Source organism: Streptomyces griseoruber, from assembly GCF_001514205.1.
In the GTDB taxonomy this organism is placed as follows: Bacteria; Actinomycetota; Actinomycetes; order Streptomycetales; family Streptomycetaceae; genus Streptomyces; species Streptomyces griseoruber.
The window spans coordinates 35,803-50,895 of record NZ_KQ948785.1 but is presented as its reverse complement, the minus strand read 5'-3'; the positions used below and the strand labels follow the sequence as shown (position 1 = coordinate 50,895).

Annotated in this window: 12 protein-coding genes and 3 pseudogenes; 11 read left to right on the top strand and 4 right to left on the bottom strand. The window is 72.9% G+C overall.

Going from position 1 to position 15,093, the window contains the following annotated elements; genetic code table 11:
* Positions 1-86 precede the first annotated feature (86 nt).
* Positions 87-239 (bottom strand): annotated as a pseudogene (locus AQJ64_RS47130) (NUDIX domain-containing protein); the annotation flags it as partial.
* A 2-nt stretch (positions 240-241) separates the two neighbouring features.
* Positions 242-474, bottom strand: a pseudogene (locus AQJ64_RS51455) (XRE family transcriptional regulator); the annotation flags it as partial.
* An 11-nt stretch (positions 475-485) separates the two neighbouring features.
* On the opposite strand from AQJ64_RS51455, the pseudogene AQJ64_RS40210 reads away from it, so the two are divergent.
* Positions 486-1,185, top strand: a pseudogene (locus AQJ64_RS40210) (protein kinase family protein).
* A 33-nt stretch (positions 1,186-1,218) separates the two neighbouring features.
* On the opposite strand, the gene AQJ64_RS40205 reads toward AQJ64_RS40210, so the two are convergent.
* Complete coding sequence (locus tag AQJ64_RS40205; protein WP_059203442.1) at positions 1,219-2,670, bottom strand: hydrolase; 1,452 nt, start codon at positions 2,668-2,670, stop codon at positions 1,219-1,221.
* 723 nt (positions 2,671-3,393) lie between these two features.
* Here AQJ64_RS40205 and AQJ64_RS40200 point away from each other — a divergent pair.
* Genes AQJ64_RS40200 through AQJ64_RS49900 form a run of 4 tightly spaced genes read left to right on the top strand, consistent with a single transcriptional unit; the run spans position 3,394 to position 6,104 of the window.
* Positions 3,394-4,974 carry a phage tail sheath subtilisin-like domain-containing protein gene (locus AQJ64_RS40200; protein WP_055636449.1) on the top strand — a complete coding sequence of 527 codons (1,581 nt, stop codon included), beginning with the start codon at positions 3,394-3,396 and terminating at the stop codon, positions 4,972-4,974.
* A 52-nt stretch (positions 4,975-5,026) separates the two neighbouring features.
* Positions 5,027-5,470, top strand: coding sequence for a phage tail protein (locus AQJ64_RS40195; RefSeq protein ID WP_055636448.1), 444 nt, complete (start codon positions 5,027-5,029; stop codon positions 5,468-5,470).
* Positions 5,470-5,949 carry a hypothetical protein gene (locus AQJ64_RS40190; RefSeq protein WP_055636447.1) on the top strand — a complete coding sequence of 160 codons (480 nt, stop codon included), beginning with the start codon at positions 5,470-5,472 and terminating at the stop codon, positions 5,947-5,949. Before AQJ64_RS40195 ends, AQJ64_RS40190 begins: the two co-directional genes overlap by 1 nt.
* Positions 5,946-6,104: a DUF6760 family protein gene (locus AQJ64_RS49900; RefSeq protein WP_099054051.1), complete on the top strand. Its 159-nt coding sequence runs from the start codon at positions 5,946-5,948 to the stop codon at positions 6,102-6,104. Before AQJ64_RS40190 ends, AQJ64_RS49900 begins: the two co-directional genes overlap by 4 nt.
* A gap of 938 nt (positions 6,105-7,042) precedes the next feature.
* On the opposite strand, the gene AQJ64_RS49370 is transcribed toward AQJ64_RS49900, so the two are convergent.
* Complete coding sequence (locus tag AQJ64_RS49370; protein WP_159060342.1) at positions 7,043-7,372, bottom strand: hypothetical protein; 330 nt, start codon at positions 7,370-7,372, stop codon at positions 7,043-7,045.
* A 994-nt stretch (positions 7,373-8,366) separates the two neighbouring features.
* Here AQJ64_RS49370 and AQJ64_RS51450 point away from each other — a divergent pair.
* The 6 genes from AQJ64_RS51450 to AQJ64_RS40155 all read left to right on the top strand — a co-directional run bounded on the left by AQJ64_RS51450 (position 8,367) and on the right by AQJ64_RS40155 (position 15,046).
* Positions 8,367-9,416: a hypothetical protein gene (locus AQJ64_RS51450; RefSeq protein WP_244902721.1), complete on the top strand. Its 1,050-nt coding sequence runs from the start codon at positions 8,367-8,369 to the stop codon at positions 9,414-9,416.
* A 57-nt stretch (positions 9,417-9,473) separates the two neighbouring features.
* Positions 9,474-9,899, top strand: coding sequence for a phage tail protein (locus AQJ64_RS40175; protein ID WP_055638848.1), 426 nt, complete (start codon positions 9,474-9,476; stop codon positions 9,897-9,899).
* 30 nt (positions 9,900-9,929) lie between these two features.
* Positions 9,930-10,655, top strand: coding sequence for a CIS tube protein (locus tag AQJ64_RS40170; protein WP_055638847.1), 726 nt, complete (start codon positions 9,930-9,932; stop codon positions 10,653-10,655).
* Positions 10,655-12,568: a VgrG-related protein gene (locus AQJ64_RS40165; protein ID WP_055638846.1), complete on the top strand. Its 1,914-nt coding sequence runs from the start codon at positions 10,655-10,657 to the stop codon at positions 12,566-12,568. The genes AQJ64_RS40170 and AQJ64_RS40165 overlap by 1 nt, the downstream gene beginning before the upstream one ends.
* 76 nt (positions 12,569-12,644) lie before the next feature.
* Positions 12,645-13,088: a GPW/gp25 family protein gene (locus AQJ64_RS40160; protein WP_055638845.1), complete on the top strand. Its 444-nt coding sequence runs from the start codon at positions 12,645-12,647 to the stop codon at positions 13,086-13,088.
* Entirely contained in the window at positions 13,088-15,046 is a 1,959-nt protein-coding gene (locus tag AQJ64_RS40155) for a putative baseplate assembly protein (RefSeq protein WP_055638844.1), read from the top strand. Before AQJ64_RS40160 ends, AQJ64_RS40155 begins: the two co-directional genes overlap by 1 nt.
* The last annotated feature ends 47 nt before the right edge of the window (positions 15,047-15,093 follow it).

Sequence of the window (15,093 nt, the reverse complement as noted above, 5' to 3'; positions counted from 1 at the left end):
CAGACGACCACCCAGATCAGAGGCCACGGGGCAGGGCGACTGCCCGCCAAGACCGCGCCAGCTGCCCTCCCAGCCAGAGGCGCCCCCATGCCGCCGCCTGGCAGCGCCCAGAGATCGTTGTCTCGTCGGCGCTGGAGAAGGATGCGGCCTTCGTCGTCAGTGACCACCGCGGATGCCGCGACGACCAGACTGTTGGGCTTCGGGGCGTCCGGATCGTCGTAGTACTCGGTCCGTGCCATGGTCACCCTTCTCGGACTGGCGTCGCGGTCGCCCACACCGCGTCGAAACTGTGGGCGTACGTGTCGAACATGCTGCCTGCCCTGCTCCGGCGCACGTGCCGCACCTCGATGCCCGGTACCCCGACGAGGGGGCGATAGTGCATCAGCGCGAGGCGGCAACGGGACTGGATTCGTGGCCGAACTTCTCTTCCTCGCCACGCTGTTGGACGTTGGAGCTGTCCGCGTCGCCGACGGAGAACACCGACGTTGTCCGGCTCGATCCCTGAAGTGCCGACCGTGGTGCTCGATGCGCTCATGCCGAACGCGCAACGCCTGGTCATCAACCGGCGGGGCTCCACCGTGTGGGAGGTGTTCGGCCCTCGGGGCCGCTACGCCGTGAAGGTCGGCTGTCCGATCGAGGCCACGGCCGACTGGCCCGCGCAGCCCTGGACCGCCCTCGCGCCGGCCCGCGAGGGTGCCGTGCTGCATCGCCCCGGCTTCGACGAGATCGCCTACGGCGAGTGGGAGCAAGGAACGTGGAACGGCTCACGGTGACGTACAGCCCGCCCACTTCATCATCGGGGCCGAGCGAACCCACCTCATCGACCTCGCCCTCGCCCAGGGCGGACACGTGCCGCAGGAGTACGACTTCCCGTTCCGCGGCTGCCTCGTCCACTACGAAGCCCCGGAGATCTCCCGCGGCGTGCTCGCCACCGGCGAGGCCGAGCCGTCGCAGGAAGCCGACGTCTACGCCCTCGGCGCCTCACTGCTCATCTCCGCCACCGGCTGGCGGGCTGTCGAGTACCCGGACGACGCTCCCCGCCCCGTGCAGAGAGAAGCCGTGGCGAACGGTCGGCGTCGCCCCGTGAAGGCGCCCGGTGAGCTGGGCGACCTGATCGACGCGATGCTCAGCCACGCTCCCGAGGACCGGCCGACGATCCACGAGGTGGGCACAGCCCTGAGCTGATCTCGAAGCCCGTTCGCCGGTGGTTGCACCGCATCAGATGGTGAAGCGGACCGCCTCCAGCTGGAGTTTCCAGTCCATGGGGCTGCCGCCGTAGATCCACTTGTCCTTCGCGTTGGGGTTTGAGCAGCCCACGCCGCGCCAGCCCTTGTCCTTGATGTGCGCGTTCTGGCAGACCGAGCTGCCGTCGCCCAACCCGATGGTGAAGCCCTGGAGGGGCGAGACCGCCTCCTTGAGGCTGCCGATGTACATGTCGGCGCCGTCGGCCGCGCTCGACCACTTGGCGCCGGTCAGCCAGCCCTCGGTCACATGAGCGCCGTTGCCGTTGACGCCCTTGGTGCCCACCGTGGCGATGTTCAGCTCCTTGATGGGCAGGCCCTTGCCGGTCGTACCGGCGATCGCGCCGTCGCACACCGGGTCCTGCCAGCCGCGGTCGGCGACATAGGCGCGGTAGCAGATGTGCCGGCCGTCGCTGCGCGCCGCCAGTGCCTGCACCGCGTCCGCGGCGGTCTGCTTCTTCGGCTTGGCGGTCGCGGTCGACGAACCCCCGCCGCTCCCCCCGCCGCTCCCGCCGCCACTGCCGCTGCCGCTGCCGGGCCCGGCCGTCGCGCCGCCACCGGTGTCCGCGGGGACCTCCGGGGCCGCGGGCGCGCTGGTCGCGGCCGCCGGCGGCGCGCTCTCGATGGGTGCCGAGGGGCTGGGCAGCGCGGTGGCGCCGGCCTCCGCGAGCTTCTCCGAGGCGAGGGAGCGCACCTGCGGCTTGTACGCCAGCCAGATCATCACGAACGCGATCGCCAGCGCCATCGTGACGCTGAGCGCGGTCGCCAGCCAGCGCGGCAGGAACCCGCGCTGCACGAACGTGCCGTCGACCTCCAGCGGCTGCGCCCCCGACCGCCGTACGGCCAGCCGGTAGGGCTGTTCCTCCTTGGACCCGAACCAGATGATCTGCCGGGGCCGCAGCGTGGTGTCCACGAACACGGCCCGGCCGGGCTCGATCTGCACGTTGGCGGGCTGGAGTTCGTACTGGAGCCGGTCGCCGTTGTCGCCGCCGCTGAGGGAGGCGGTCACCTTGGTGTTGCCGAGGTTGTCGATCGCGAGGCGGGGCCGGCCCTTGAAACGCCCCTTCACGGTCGGCGGGACCAGCTCGGCCCGCACCTCCGTGAAGGCGGTGATCGTCAGATTCCCCTCCGGCACGGTCACCGCGTCCGGATGCTCGGTCGGCGTGATCCGTACGGCGTACGGGTTGGGCCCCGCCGTCGCGTCCGAGGTGCGGGGCGGCGCGAAGGTCAGCTCCACCGTGCCGGTCGTCCCCGGGTACAGCCGCATCGTCTGCGGCTCCACCGTCGTCCAGGGCGCGACGTCCCCGACGGGCTCGAAACGGTACTCGTCGACGACATCACCGGTGTTGCGCACCCGCAGCCGTACGGTCGTACTGCTGCCGGGGTCCACGGTCACGGACGCCGGTTCCAGAGAAGTCCACAGGCTCACACGCCGACGCTACTGTGCCGACGACGAGGGAAGGCAGAGATGCCAGGGCAGTACGGATGCCCGGCAGGACTGCCCCCCTGCCCTCTTGGTACAGGGATGGCCATTCATCGCCTGGGTAGACAGAGGAAATCACGTAAGCAGGACAGACGCGGCGCAAACCACTTCGGGAAGCGTCGGCGCGGCAGCCTGTGAACCTCCCTCGAACCGTTCCTGTGGGAGTCGACCGGTGCTCGACGAGATCCGCCCGCTGGAGGGAGCCGAGGTGCGCGCCGGCCAGGCGCAGCACCTTTTCGTCCGCGGCGGTGAGGCGGATCCGGTCCCGGATATGGGCACCGCGGGGAGCGGCGACCGTGAACGGCGCGCTGATCGCACGCAGCCCGCGTCCTTTCCCGCGTCTGCGCGTCACTGGCCTCCCCCTGTCATCGGTCGGTACGAACTCGGTTGCCGGCACCGAGCATGCGTTCCCGGCACTCGCACCCTCTGGGGAACCGGCCCCGTTCACCCGCACGGGCGACATATCTGGCCAACCATGCCCCCCACGGCATGACGGACAGTCACCTAACGCTGACCCTCTGGGTACGCGGTGCCCGACCCCACCCGGCCCCTCCTTGCCCCCTCGGACACCGATCGTGCCCGCAGACGTGCACGAAGGGCCGTTTCGGGCGACGCGCTTCGCGCGTGACGGTGGAAACGTCCTGACGCGTACCCCGAGGAGAGCACAGCATGCCGTCCTACCTGTCGCCCGGCGTATACGTCGAGGAGGTGGCCAGCGGCTCCCGCCCGATCGAGGGGGTGGGCACCTCGGTGGCGGCCTTCGTCGGGCTCGCCCCGACCGGCCCGCTCAACGAGCCGACGCTGGTGACCAACTGGACCCAGTACGTGGCGGCGTTCGGTGACTTCACCGACGGGTACTACCTGGCGCACTCCGTCTACGGCTTCTTCAACAACGGCGGTTCGGCGGCGTACGTCGTCCGTGTCGGCGGCTCCGCGGCGGGCGTGGCGGGCGAGGCCACGTCCCCCGCCGCCGCCGCCGGTGCGGCCGCCCCGGCCGCGCTGCCCGCCGGTGAGCCGAAGCAGCTCGGCACCTTCTCGGTGACCGCGACGGCGCCGGGCAACCTGAGCGTCGAGGTCGCGGACGCGGAGGGCGAGGGCCCCGCCGAGCGGTTCAAGCTGATCGTCAAGGACGGCGACCAGCCGGTCGAGACCTTCGACGTCAGCGCCAAGAAGGGCAACCGCGCCTACGTCGTCACCCAGGTCAAGGAGCGGTCCCGGTTCATCGCCGTGGCCGAGGCCGCGCCCGCCGCGCAGCTCGCCCGCCCGGACAACCAGACGGTCGCGCTGCCGTCGGCGTCCGCCGCCGCGCCCGCCGTACCGGCCGCCGACGACACCGTGACCGCCGGCCCCGCCCAGTACCTGGGCGACAGCGCCGACCGCACCGGCTTCGGCGGCCTGGAGGCCGTCGACGAGATCTCCATGGTCGCGGTGCCCGACCTGATGGCCGCCTACCAGCGCGGCGCGATCGACCTGGAGCAGGTCAAGGCCGTCCAGCTCGGTCTGATCGCGCACTGCGAGCTGATGGGCGACCGCGTCGCGATCATCGACCCGCCGCCGGGCCTGAACGCCCGCCAGATCCGCGTCTGGCGGCAGGAGACGGCCGGCTACGACTCCAAGTACGCCGCCCTGTACTACCCCTGGATCAAGTCCTTCGACCCGGCCTCCGGCCAGTCCCGGCTGATCCCGCCGAGCGGCCACGTCGCCGGCGTGTGGGCCCGCAACGACTCCGAGCGCGGTGTGCACAAGGCCCCCGCCAACGAGGTCGTCCGCGGCGCGGTGGACCTGGAGATCCAGATCACCCGCGGCGAGCAGGACCTGCTGAACCCGATCGGCGTGAACTGCATCCGCGCGTTCCCCGGCCGGGGCATCCGCATCTGGGGCGCCCGCACCCTCTCCTCCGACCCGGCCTGGCGCTACCTCAACGTCCGCCGGTACTTCAACTACCTGGAGGAGTCGATCCTGATCGGCACCCAGTGGGTGGTGTTCGAGCCGAACGACCACGCCCTGTGGGCCCGGATCCGGCGCAACGTCTCGGCGTTCCTGGTCAACGAGTGGCGCAGCGGCGCCCTGTTCGGCGCCAAGCCCGAGGACGCGTACTACGTCAAGTGCGACGAGGAGACCAACCCGCCGGAGTCCGTCGACGTCGGCCGGGTGGTGTGCGAGATCGGTATCGCGCCGGTCAAGCCGGCCGAGTTCGTGATCTTCCGGCTGGCGCAGTTCTCGAGCGGCAACGGGGAGCTGGAGGAGTAGGCACCCCTCCTCGTCCGTACGTCGCAGTCAACTCCCCTAGAAGGAAACCCAGATGAGCCTCCAGCCGGGTGACGCCCTTACTTCGCACAATTTCGGCCTTCAGATCGACGGCGTGATGGTCGAGTACCTCGCCGAGGTCAGCGGCCTCAGCATCGAACAGGACGTCATCGAGTACCAGCAGGTCTCCGCGCAGGGCAAGCCGGTCACCAAGAAGCTGCCGGGCGTGAAGAAGGCGGGCACCTGCACCGTCGTCCGCGGTATGACCCAGTCCGCGGCGTTCAACCAGTGGATCACCGAGTCGATCAACGGCTCCATGGGCTCCGCCCGCAAGAACGCCACGATCATGGTGATGGACTACATGAACAACCCGGTCAAGCGGTACAACATGCGCAACGCGTGGTGCAGCAAGATCGACACCAGCACCGTGAAGGCGGGCGAGGCGTCGGCGCTGACCGAGACCGTGACGATCACGTTCGAAGAACTGGTCATCGAGTAATGCGGCGTACGGCTGTGCGGGCGCCGCAGGCGGAGGTGGAGCAGCCCTCTCAGGAGGCCGCCCCGCTCCCGCCCTCGGCGCCCGCGCCGGCCCCCGTGCAACGGCAGACCCTCCAGACGGAGTTCGCCTTCGAGCTGCCGCGCGGGTACGTCGACGAGGCGGGCACCGTCCACCGCGACGGTGTGATGCGGCTGTCGACGGCACGGGACGAACTGGTGCCGCTGCGGGACATCCGCGTCCAGGAGAACCCGGCGTACCTGTCGGTGGTCCTCCTGGGCCGGGTCATCACCCGGCTCGGCACGCTCCCCCTCGTCCACGACGGCGTGGTGGAGAACATGTTCGCCTCCGACCTGGCCTTCCTCCAGGACTTCTACCGCCAGATCAACGCCGAGGGTCACACCCGCGCGTCCGTGGAGTGCCCGCACTGCGCGGAGCCCTTCGAGGTGGAACTGGGCGGGAGCCGCCTGGGGGAATCGTGACGTACGCGACCGACCGGCTGCACGAGGAGATCGCGTACGTCGCCTACCACTTCCACTGGTCCCTGGACGACATCCTGGACCTGGAACACCACGACCGCCGCCGCTGGACGGACCACATCGGCACCCTGGTGACCCGGGGCGGAACGGAGGGCTGACCGGTGGGTCTTCTGGATCGATTCCGGGGCGGGGGCCGACGGGCCGCGGTGACGCCGGCCGCGGCCGCGGACTCGGGGGTGGCGGGCGGCGGGGCGTCGGCTGTCGGTGACGGTACGTCCGCCGCGGGCGCCGGACCCGTGGTGGCCGCGTCCTGGACCCGGCTGCCTCCGATCCAGCGGGCGGTGGCGTCCGGCACGGCGGCGGGGGTCGCCGACCCCGGGTTCGGCGGGCGGCTGGCCACCTGGCAGAACCCGGCCTTCACCGGCGTACGCCCGCTGACGATCCTGGACGGCAGCCCGGGCGGGTTGCTGAGCAACGGGGCGGGGGCCGCTGCGCCGCGGCCTGCTTCGCCTGCTTCGCCTACGCCGCCTGCCGGCCCGACGGGTCCGGGCCCGGGTCCAGTTCCGTTTGCGGTTCCGTTTGCGGTGCAGACGGCACCGCTGCCGGGGGCACTGCCGGGGGCACTGCCGGGACTTCCGGGGGCCGTACCGGTCGTTCAGCGAGCTGTTCCGGGCGCGGGGCGGACGGCTTCGGGACTGCCGGCGGGACGCTCCGGGCTGCCCGGAAGCGGATCCGGTGTGCCGGGGCTCTCGGCCTCGCGTCCGTCGCCGATACGTCCGAGTGCCGTGTCGGCCCAGCCGGGTACCGCACGGCCCGGTACCGGACGAACGCTCCCGGCCGCGGTACCTGGCGTCCCCGTTCCGGGACCCGCGATCCAGCGCGCCGGATCGGCCCTCCCGGGTGCCGGGTCCGCCCTTCCCGGCACGGGCCCCGCCGTACCGGGCCCCGGACCTGCGCATCCCGGCGGGCCTGCCCTGCCCGGTGTCGCACCCGCCCTGTCCGGTGCGGGACCTGTCCTCCCGGGCCGGTCGTCGCCCGCACCCACGCATCCGAGCCGCCCCGGCGCCGGATCCGCCAGGCCGGTCGTGCCGGCCGTTCAGCGGGCCGCGGGATCCTCGCCGGTCGTTCCGGTGGCCGTGTCGTCCCCGTCCGGCCCGGTACCGTCGGCGGCCCCGGCGCACCCGGCCCGCCCCGGCGCCGCATCGCCGCCCCCGACCGGATCCACCGCACCGCTCCCGACCGGGTCGCCGACCGCAGCCCCGCACCCGAACCGCCCCGGCGTCTCACCGGCGTCCCCCTCGGCTTCCCCCGCCCCGGTCCCGGTCGTGCAACGGCACCCCGTACGCCCCGCGACCCCGCCGTCGGCCACCCCGGCGCGGGGCATCCGGGTGTCCCCGGCGGCGGCGCGTCCGACGGCGCCCGCCATCCCCCTGACCAGGTCGGCCCCGGCCCCGGTGCAGCGGCGTACGCTGCCCGCCCGTCTCCCGTCCGCCCCCGCCGCGCCCCGGGGCAAGAGCACCGGCGGCGAGCGGCCTGCGGCCGGCAAGGAACCCGCCCCGGGCTCAGGCCCGTCGGCGGCGGCTGCCCCGGTTCCCCCGCCGGCGACAGCCGACGGGGTGCCCGCCCCTTCCGGCGGCGGGCACCCCGTGCAAATCCCGGTCCCCGGCCCCGCCGCCCCGCCCTCGGCCGGCCTCCCCGTCCAGCGGACGGTCTCACCCGCGCCCCAGGACTCCCCCGCACCGGAGCACCGACAAGCCGTACCCCCGACCACCCCACCCCCCACACGCACATCCTCACGGACACCCCAGAACCCCCTCACCACCCCGCGCTCGGCCGGCCTCCCCCTCCAGCGGACGGTCTCACCCGCGCCCACGACCACCTCCACGGCCCCTTCGGCCAACTCCCCTGTCCAGCGCGCGACTTCACAGACGCCGCAGACTCCCCTCACGCCCACACCCCTCACGCCCACACCCCCCACCGCCCCGCCTCCGGCCAACGCCCCTGGCCAGCACGCGCCTTCGCGGTCCCCCCAAACCCCCTTCACCCCCACCCCCTCAACCGATCTCCCCATCCAGCGCGCGGTTTCACCCGAACCCTCCCCCACGGCCCCGAGCGCGCCCACGGCGGCCGTCACCCCCCAGCAGCCCGGCTCCGCCCCCGCACCCACGCCGGCCCCGACAGCGGTCCCCGAGCTCCCGGTCCAGCGGGCCATAACCCCGGCCCCGGTCGCCGACGCGCCCGCACCCGCCCTCCGGCGCCAGGACAGCCGTACCCCCGCAGCGACGGAAACCGGCCTGCCGACCTCCGCCGGGCGTACCGGCCGACAGGCCACCACCCCGGCACAAGGCACCCCGACGCCCGTCCGCCCGGCCGCCCCGCACCCCGTCCAGCGAGCCGCGACCGTACCGGCCCCCACCCCCGTGCCCACGCCCCCGGAACCGCAAGCCGCGCCCTCCGCCGCGCCGACCGAGGCACCCGCGGTCCCGCCGGCCACGGCCCCCGCGCCCCAGCCGCAGAACGTGCCCGACACCGCGCCCCCCGTCGGCCGCCCCGTACAGCGCGCCTCCGCCCGGCCCGGCACGCCCCCGCCGTCCGCCACCGCCCCCCGCCCCCGCACCGGCCTCGGCGCCCCCCTCCCCGCGTCCACCAACTCCCCGCGCCCCTCGGCCGGTTCGCGCCCCCCGCAGCCACACCCGGCTCCCGGCGCCCCCACGCCCCCGGCCGTGCAGCGCACCGCCAAGCCCTCCGCGCTCGGCGCCCCCCTCCCCGCCCGCCCGACCACCCCCGCTCCGGCACCCACCACCTCCACGCCGACCACCCCCATCCCGGAGGCGATCCAGCGCGCCCTGGCCCCCACCCAGCCACCGGCCACCACACCCACACCCCCCACGCCGACCACCCCCATCCCGGAGGCGATCCAGCGCGCCCTGGCCCCCACCCAGCCACCGGCCACCACACCCACACCCCCCACCACCCCCTCCACACCCCCCGTCCAACGCCGCCCCCGCACCGCCCCCGCCCCCGTCCCCCTGCGCCGCCCCACCCCCGGCACGGACCCCGTGCCCGTGGTCCAGCCGCGCCCCGTCTCCTTCACCACCCCGCGGCCCCTCCAGGCACCCACCACCCCCGTCACCGCCCCGCAGTCGCCCCCCGCCCCCCGGCGCCCCACTCCCACGCAGCCCCTCACACTGCCCGTCACCCCCACCTCCACCCCCACCATCCAGCGCCTCGCACCCCCCACCCCCCCGGCGCCACCCCGGACCCCGCCCAAGCCACCCCCCGCCCCCGAGCCCGCGGAAACGCGGAACGGCGGCGCCTCTCCGCCCCCCGCCTTCGATCCCCGCGCCCTCACCGACTTCCAGCTCGACGAGCTGACCCACCGCCTCACCGGCCGTATCACCCGCCTCCTGCGCACCGAACTCCGCCTGGACCGCGAACGGATCGGCAGACTCCGCGACCCCCGCCACTGACCGCCACCGACCGGCACCGACCCGCACCGACCGGCGCCAAGAAAGGCCTGACCCTCGATGTCCCGCGATCTCGACCCGGGCTCCACCATCTTCTTCACCCTGACCATCGACGGCGAGAGCCTCGGTTACTTCAACGGGTGCGAGGGCCTGTCCTCCCAGGTGGAGATCGAGCACCGCCAGGAGGGCGGGAACAACGGCTTCGTCTGGGCGCTCCCCTCCCGCGTCACGTTCTCCAACATCCGCCTCACCCGCCCCCTCACCCCGGACACCGCCAAGGTGGCCAAGTGGATCTCCTCGGTCACGACCGGGGTGACCCGCCCGACCGCGCAGATCGCGGCGCTGCGGGCGGACGGTTCCGAGGTGGCCCGGTGGGGGCTCATCGACGTGCTGCCGGTCAGCTGGCAGGGCCCCTCCCTGAACCCCGAGAGCCCGGGTGTCGCCACGGAGGTTCTGGAGATCACGCACCACGGCTTCACCGACTAGGCCGAGAAGCCGGGAAGAGGACACACGATCATGGCCAAGGGCAGCAAGAGCGGGGCGGGCAAGAGCCTGGTCCGCGCGACCCTCTCGATCCACGAACCGCCGGTCGGCACCAGCACCACACCGGGCGGGCTGCGCAAGTCCTTCGAGTTCGAGTTCAACCCGGCCCAGTTGCAGGTGGCGCGCCGGGCACTGTGGAAGGTGACCCCGACGGCGGCCGTCCGTGACGGTTCGAAGCCGGAGTTCATGGGGCCGGAGCCGCGCGAGATGAGCGTGGAGATCTTCCTGGACTCCTCCGACCAGCCGGACAGCAACACCGTGATGCAGAAGGTGGAGTCGCTGTTCGACTGCTGCGAGGTCACCACCGGCAGCATCGCCGCGAACCAGCCCTCGCCGCCGTGGGTGGTGTTCCAGTGGGGGTCGTTCTCGACGGTGCACTTCACGGCGTACGTCAGCAGCGTCGACGTCTCCTACACCCTGTTCGGCACGACCGGTGTCCCGATCCGCGCCACCTGTCAGGTGCGGCTGCACGAGATCCCCAGCAAGACCAAGGGGCAGAACCCGACCTCGGGCGCGCTGACCGCGCAGCGGGTGCACCGGGTCGTGGCCGGTGACTCGCTCCAGTCGCTGGCCTGGCGGGAGTACGGCGACACGGCCGCGTGGCGGGACATCGCCGAGGCCAACGGCATCGACGACCCGACCCGGCTGCCCACCGGGATCGAGCTGATCCTGCCGTCCGCCGGGGAGGTGCGTTCCTGATGGTGGCGACCGCGTTCTCCAACATCATCAAGGTCACCCTGGGCGGCCGTCCGCTGCCGCCCGACTTCGCGCCGCTGCTGGTGGAGGGCTGGGTGGACCAGGGGCTCGGGGTGCCCGCCTCCTTCCGGCTGACGTTCCGCGACCCGTACCGGCTCGTCCTCGGCAAACTGGGGATCAAGTTCGGGACGCCGGTGGTGCTGACGCCGATCGCGGACGGGCAGGGCGCCGGGGATCCGCTGTTCACCGGCGAGGTGTGCGGGCTGGAGGCCGACTACGACGGCACCGGTTCCTTCACCGTCGTCCGGGGGTACGACGCCGGCCACCGTCTGATGCGCCAGCGCCGGATCGCCGCGTACCGCAACCAGAGCGCCTCCGACATCGCCCGCAAGCTCGCCGCGCAGGCCGGGGTGTCCGTCGGGAGGATCCAGTCGACGAAGACGGTCTACGAGTTCATCAGCCAGGCCAACGTCACCGACTGGGACTTCCTCGCCCGTCTCGCCGACGAGAACGAGATGGTGATGTCGGTCGACTCGAAGGGGAAGTTCCAGTTCGTCAAGCCGGACCCCGCCTCCGGGGCGCCGCCGACCTCGACGCCCGGTGAGAAGAGCCCGTACGTGCTCGAAGCCGGTACGGACATCCTGCGGCTGCGGGCCGCCGTCACCACCGCCGAGCAGGTCGCCACCGTCGAGGCGCGCGGCTGGGACGTCACCACGAAGAAGAAGCTCACCGCGACCGCGCCCGCCACCACCAACCCCGGCATCAGCATCGGGACGACACCGGGTGAGGCGGCCGCCAAGTTCAAGGCGGCGAAGCTGGTCGACGCGCAGACGCCGTACGACCGGCAGTCGGAGGTGAAGTTCGCCGCCGAGGCCCTCGCCGACGACGTCACCGGGTCCTTCGCCGAGCTGGAGGTCATCGCACGCGGCACCCCGAAGCTGCGGCCCGGTCTGCCCGTCACCCTCGCCGACGTCGGGGCGCCCTTCGAGGGCAAGTACACCGCCACGTCCGTACGGCACGTCTTCGGCGACGGCAAGCACTACGAGGCGTGGGTGACCGTCAGCGGGCGGCAGTGGCGGTCCCTGTACGGGCTCGCCTCCGGCGGCGGGGGTGCCGCCTCGCACAACGGCCTGCACCTGCCCGGCACCACGAACGCCCTGGTGACGGACGTACAGGACCCGCTGAAGCAGGGGCGGGTGAAGCTCCAGTTCCCCTGGCTGGACGACGTGTACATCTCCGACTGGACGCGGGTCGTGCAGTGGGGCGGCAAGGACGGCGGGTCGATCTTCCCGCTCGACGTGGGCGACGAGGTGCTGGTCGCCTTCGACCGGGGCGCCCTCGACCATCCGTACGTCATCGGCGGTCTCTACAACGGCAAGGACAAGCCGACGCCGGTGAAGGACGTGCCGCTGCACGACGGGGCCCGGCGGCGCGCCGCCCGGCACACCCTCTCCGACCGCGACGGCAACCGCGTCGACCTGCTCAGCCAGAAGACCGGCGGGCGCAAACAGGGCGTCCGGGTCACCTCCGGGGACGACAAGCTCGTCATCAACCTGGACCGTACGCAGACCGAGATCACCGTCGACAGCAAGGGCACCGTCAAGATCACGGGCACCCGGTCGGTGTCCGTCGAGGCCGGCACCGATCTCACCCTGAGCGCGGGCCGCAAGCTCACCATCAAGAGCGGCGGGCTGCTCGACATCCGCGGCACCGGGGCGGTCAACCTCAAGTCGCTGACCAGCGTCGTGGCCGTGGACGCGCTGGGCGCGCTCAGCCTGAAGGCGGGCGGCGCCGCCACGGTCACCGCGGGCGGCACCGTGCAGGTCAACGCCACCGCCAACGTGGGGATCCGGGCCGCGACCCTGCTGCTCCAGGGCGTCGTGATGGTCAACAACAAGCCGTATCCGATCCCGTGAGATCCGAGCCCGTGAAATCCGAGCCCATGGGATGCGAGCCCATGGGATCCCGTCCCAGGAGAAGGGTGGCCCTCTGATGGCCGAACAATTCGTCGGGTCGGGCTGGGCGTTCCCGCTGCGGATCGGCCCCACCGGAGGCATCGCCATGGTCAGCGGCGAGCGCGAGATCGAGGAGGCGATCCGGCTGATCCTGGCCACCGCGCCGGGTGAGCGCCCCATGCGCCCGGAGTTCGGCTGCGCCATCCACGACCTGGTGTTCGCCCCGGTCAACGAGGCGACGGCCGGCCGCATCCAGCACGAGGTGTACACCAGCCTGGACCGCTGGGAGCCGCGCATCGAGGTCAACGACGTCGAGGTGACGGCCGGCGCCGAGCAGGGCGTGCTCTGGATCGACGTCCGCTACTCCATCCGCGGGACCAACAACCCGCGCAGTCTCGTCTTCCCCTTCTACGTCATTCCGTCCCACGAAGAGCCGGGTCTGCCCGGTTCCTCCGGTACGGCTTCCGAAAGCGACCGCTGATGGCCCTGCCCTCCCCCAACCTGGACGACCGCCGCTTCCAGCAGTTCGTCGACGACGCCAAGCGCTACATCCAGCAGCGCGCGCCGGAGTGGACCGACCACAACGTGTCCGACCCGGGCGTCACGCTCGTCGAGACGGTCGCGCACATGGCCGACCAGATCGTCTACCGCCTCAACCGGGTCCCGGACAAGAACCATCTCGCGTTCCTGGACCTGGTCGGCATCCGGCTCTTCCCGCCGTCCGCGGCCCGTACCGACGTCACCTTCTGGCTGTCGGCGCCCCAGGAGGAGCCGGTGCTGCTGCCGACCGGCACCGAGGTGGCGACGCTCCGCACGGAGAGCGAGGAGGCGGTCGTCTTCGCGACGGAACGCGAACTGACCGTCGTACCGAGTGAGTTGTCGCATCTGGTCGTCCAGCGGCAGGGCCAGCCGGTCACCGACCTGACCACCGACCTCGCCGAGGGCAAGGACGTGCTGTGCTTCGCCGAGGCCCCGCGCCCCGGCGACTGCATGCTCCTCGGCCTGAGCGCCGCCGTCCCGCACTGCGCGGTCGCCCTGGAACTCGACAGCCGCGTCGACGGCGTCGGCGTCGACCCCCGTCAGCCCCCGCTGGTCTGGGAGGCGTGGACGGAGGACGGCTGGCAGCCCTGCGAGGTCGACCGCGACGGCACCGGCGGCCTCAACCGCCCCGGCGAGGTCGTCCTGCACATCCCCGGCGGCCACGTCCTGTCCCGCTCCGGCGGCCAGGAGGCGGGCTGGCTGCGCTGCCGGGTCACCGAGCCCCTGGTCGGCCAGCCCTTCTACACCACCTCCCCCACGGTCCGCTCCGCCGAGGCCTTCACGGTCGGCGGCACGGCCCCCGCCGTCCACGCCGAGACCATCCGCGACGAGAACCTCGGCGAGTCGACGGGTCTGCCCGGCCAGCGGCTGCGTCTCGCCCACGCCCCCGTCGTCGGCGACACCCCGCCGGTCCTGCTCCAGACCGCCGAGCACGAGGGCTGGGTCGACTGGCAGGTCGTCCCCCACTTCGCCGCCTCCGGCGCGGACGACCGCCACATCACCCTCGACGCCGCCACCGGTGAGATCGCCTTCGGCCCGTCCGTCCGCGAACCCGACGGCACGCTGCGCCAGTACGGCGCGGTCGCCTCCAAGGGCGCCTTCGTCCGCGCCCGCCGCTACCGCACGGGCGGCGGCCGGGCCGGCAACGTGGCCCGGGGCGCGGTACGGGTGCTGCGCACCTCCGTGCCGTACGTCTCCGAGGTCGTCAACCGGGAGGCCGCGCGCGGCGGCGTCGACGGCGAGACGGTCGAGGAGGCGAAGCTCCGCGCACCGATCACCCTGCGCGCCCAGGAGCGCGCCGTGACCCTGCGCGACTACGAGGAACTCGCCCGCCGGGCCGCCCCCGAGACCGCCCGCATCACCTGCCTGGAGGGCGAACCCGACGAGCACGGCTCCTACGCGGTACGGGTGCTGGTGGTCCCGCAGGCCGTCCCGGACCCCGGCGGGCGGCTCCGCTTCGAGCAACTGGTGCCCGGTGACAACCTGTTGGACCGGATCATGCGGCACCTGGACGAACGCCGCCTGATCGGGACCCGGTTGGCGGTCGGGCCGCCGTACTACCAGGGCATCACCGTGGTCGCCACGGTCCACGCCTTCCGCGGCGTCGACACCGACCGCGTCCGCCGCCAGGCCCACGACGCCCTCTACCGGCACCTCGACCCGCTGACCGGCGGCGCGGACGGCAAGGGCTGGCCGTTCGGGCGTCCGGTGCAGTCCGGCGAGGTGTTCGCGGTGCTCCAGCGCGTGCCGGGAGTGGAACTGGTCGACCAGGTCACCCTGCACCCCGCCGACCCGCTGACCGGCAAGCGCGGCGACGCGACCGATCGCATCGATCTGGCGGCGCCGGCGCTCGTGTTCTCGTACGACCATCGGGTGCGCGTGATCGGGGACGGGGCGTGAGGGTGGGTTGCTGTCGTTGGCTCGGTGCGGCGCCGTCGTGGCTGGTC

Coding starts and splice junctions, on each gene's coding strand:
- AQJ64_RS40165 (WP_055638846.1), top strand. CDS start 10,655: ATGGTGGCGACCGCGTTCTCCAACATCATCAAGGTCACCCTGGGCGGC.
- AQJ64_RS40170 (WP_055638847.1), top strand. CDS start 9,930: ATGGCCAAGGGCAGCAAGAGCGGGGCGGGCAAGAGCCTGGTCCGCGCG.
- AQJ64_RS40155 (WP_055638844.1), top strand. CDS start 13,088: ATGGCCCTGCCCTCCCCCAACCTGGACGACCGCCGCTTCCAGCAGTTC.
- AQJ64_RS49370 (WP_159060342.1), bottom strand. CDS start 7,372: ATGGCGGGCGCCGTCGGACGCGCCGCCGCCGGGGACACCCGGATGCCC.
- AQJ64_RS40160 (WP_055638845.1), top strand. CDS start 12,645: ATGGCCGAACAATTCGTCGGGTCGGGCTGGGCGTTCCCGCTGCGGATC.
- AQJ64_RS40175 (WP_055638848.1), top strand. CDS start 9,474: ATGTCCCGCGATCTCGACCCGGGCTCCACCATCTTCTTCACCCTGACC.
- AQJ64_RS40190 (WP_055636447.1), top strand. CDS start 5,470: ATGCGGCGTACGGCTGTGCGGGCGCCGCAGGCGGAGGTGGAGCAGCCC.
- AQJ64_RS40195 (WP_055636448.1), top strand. CDS start 5,027: ATGAGCCTCCAGCCGGGTGACGCCCTTACTTCGCACAATTTCGGCCTT.
- AQJ64_RS40200 (WP_055636449.1), top strand. CDS start 3,394: ATGCCGTCCTACCTGTCGCCCGGCGTATACGTCGAGGAGGTGGCCAGC.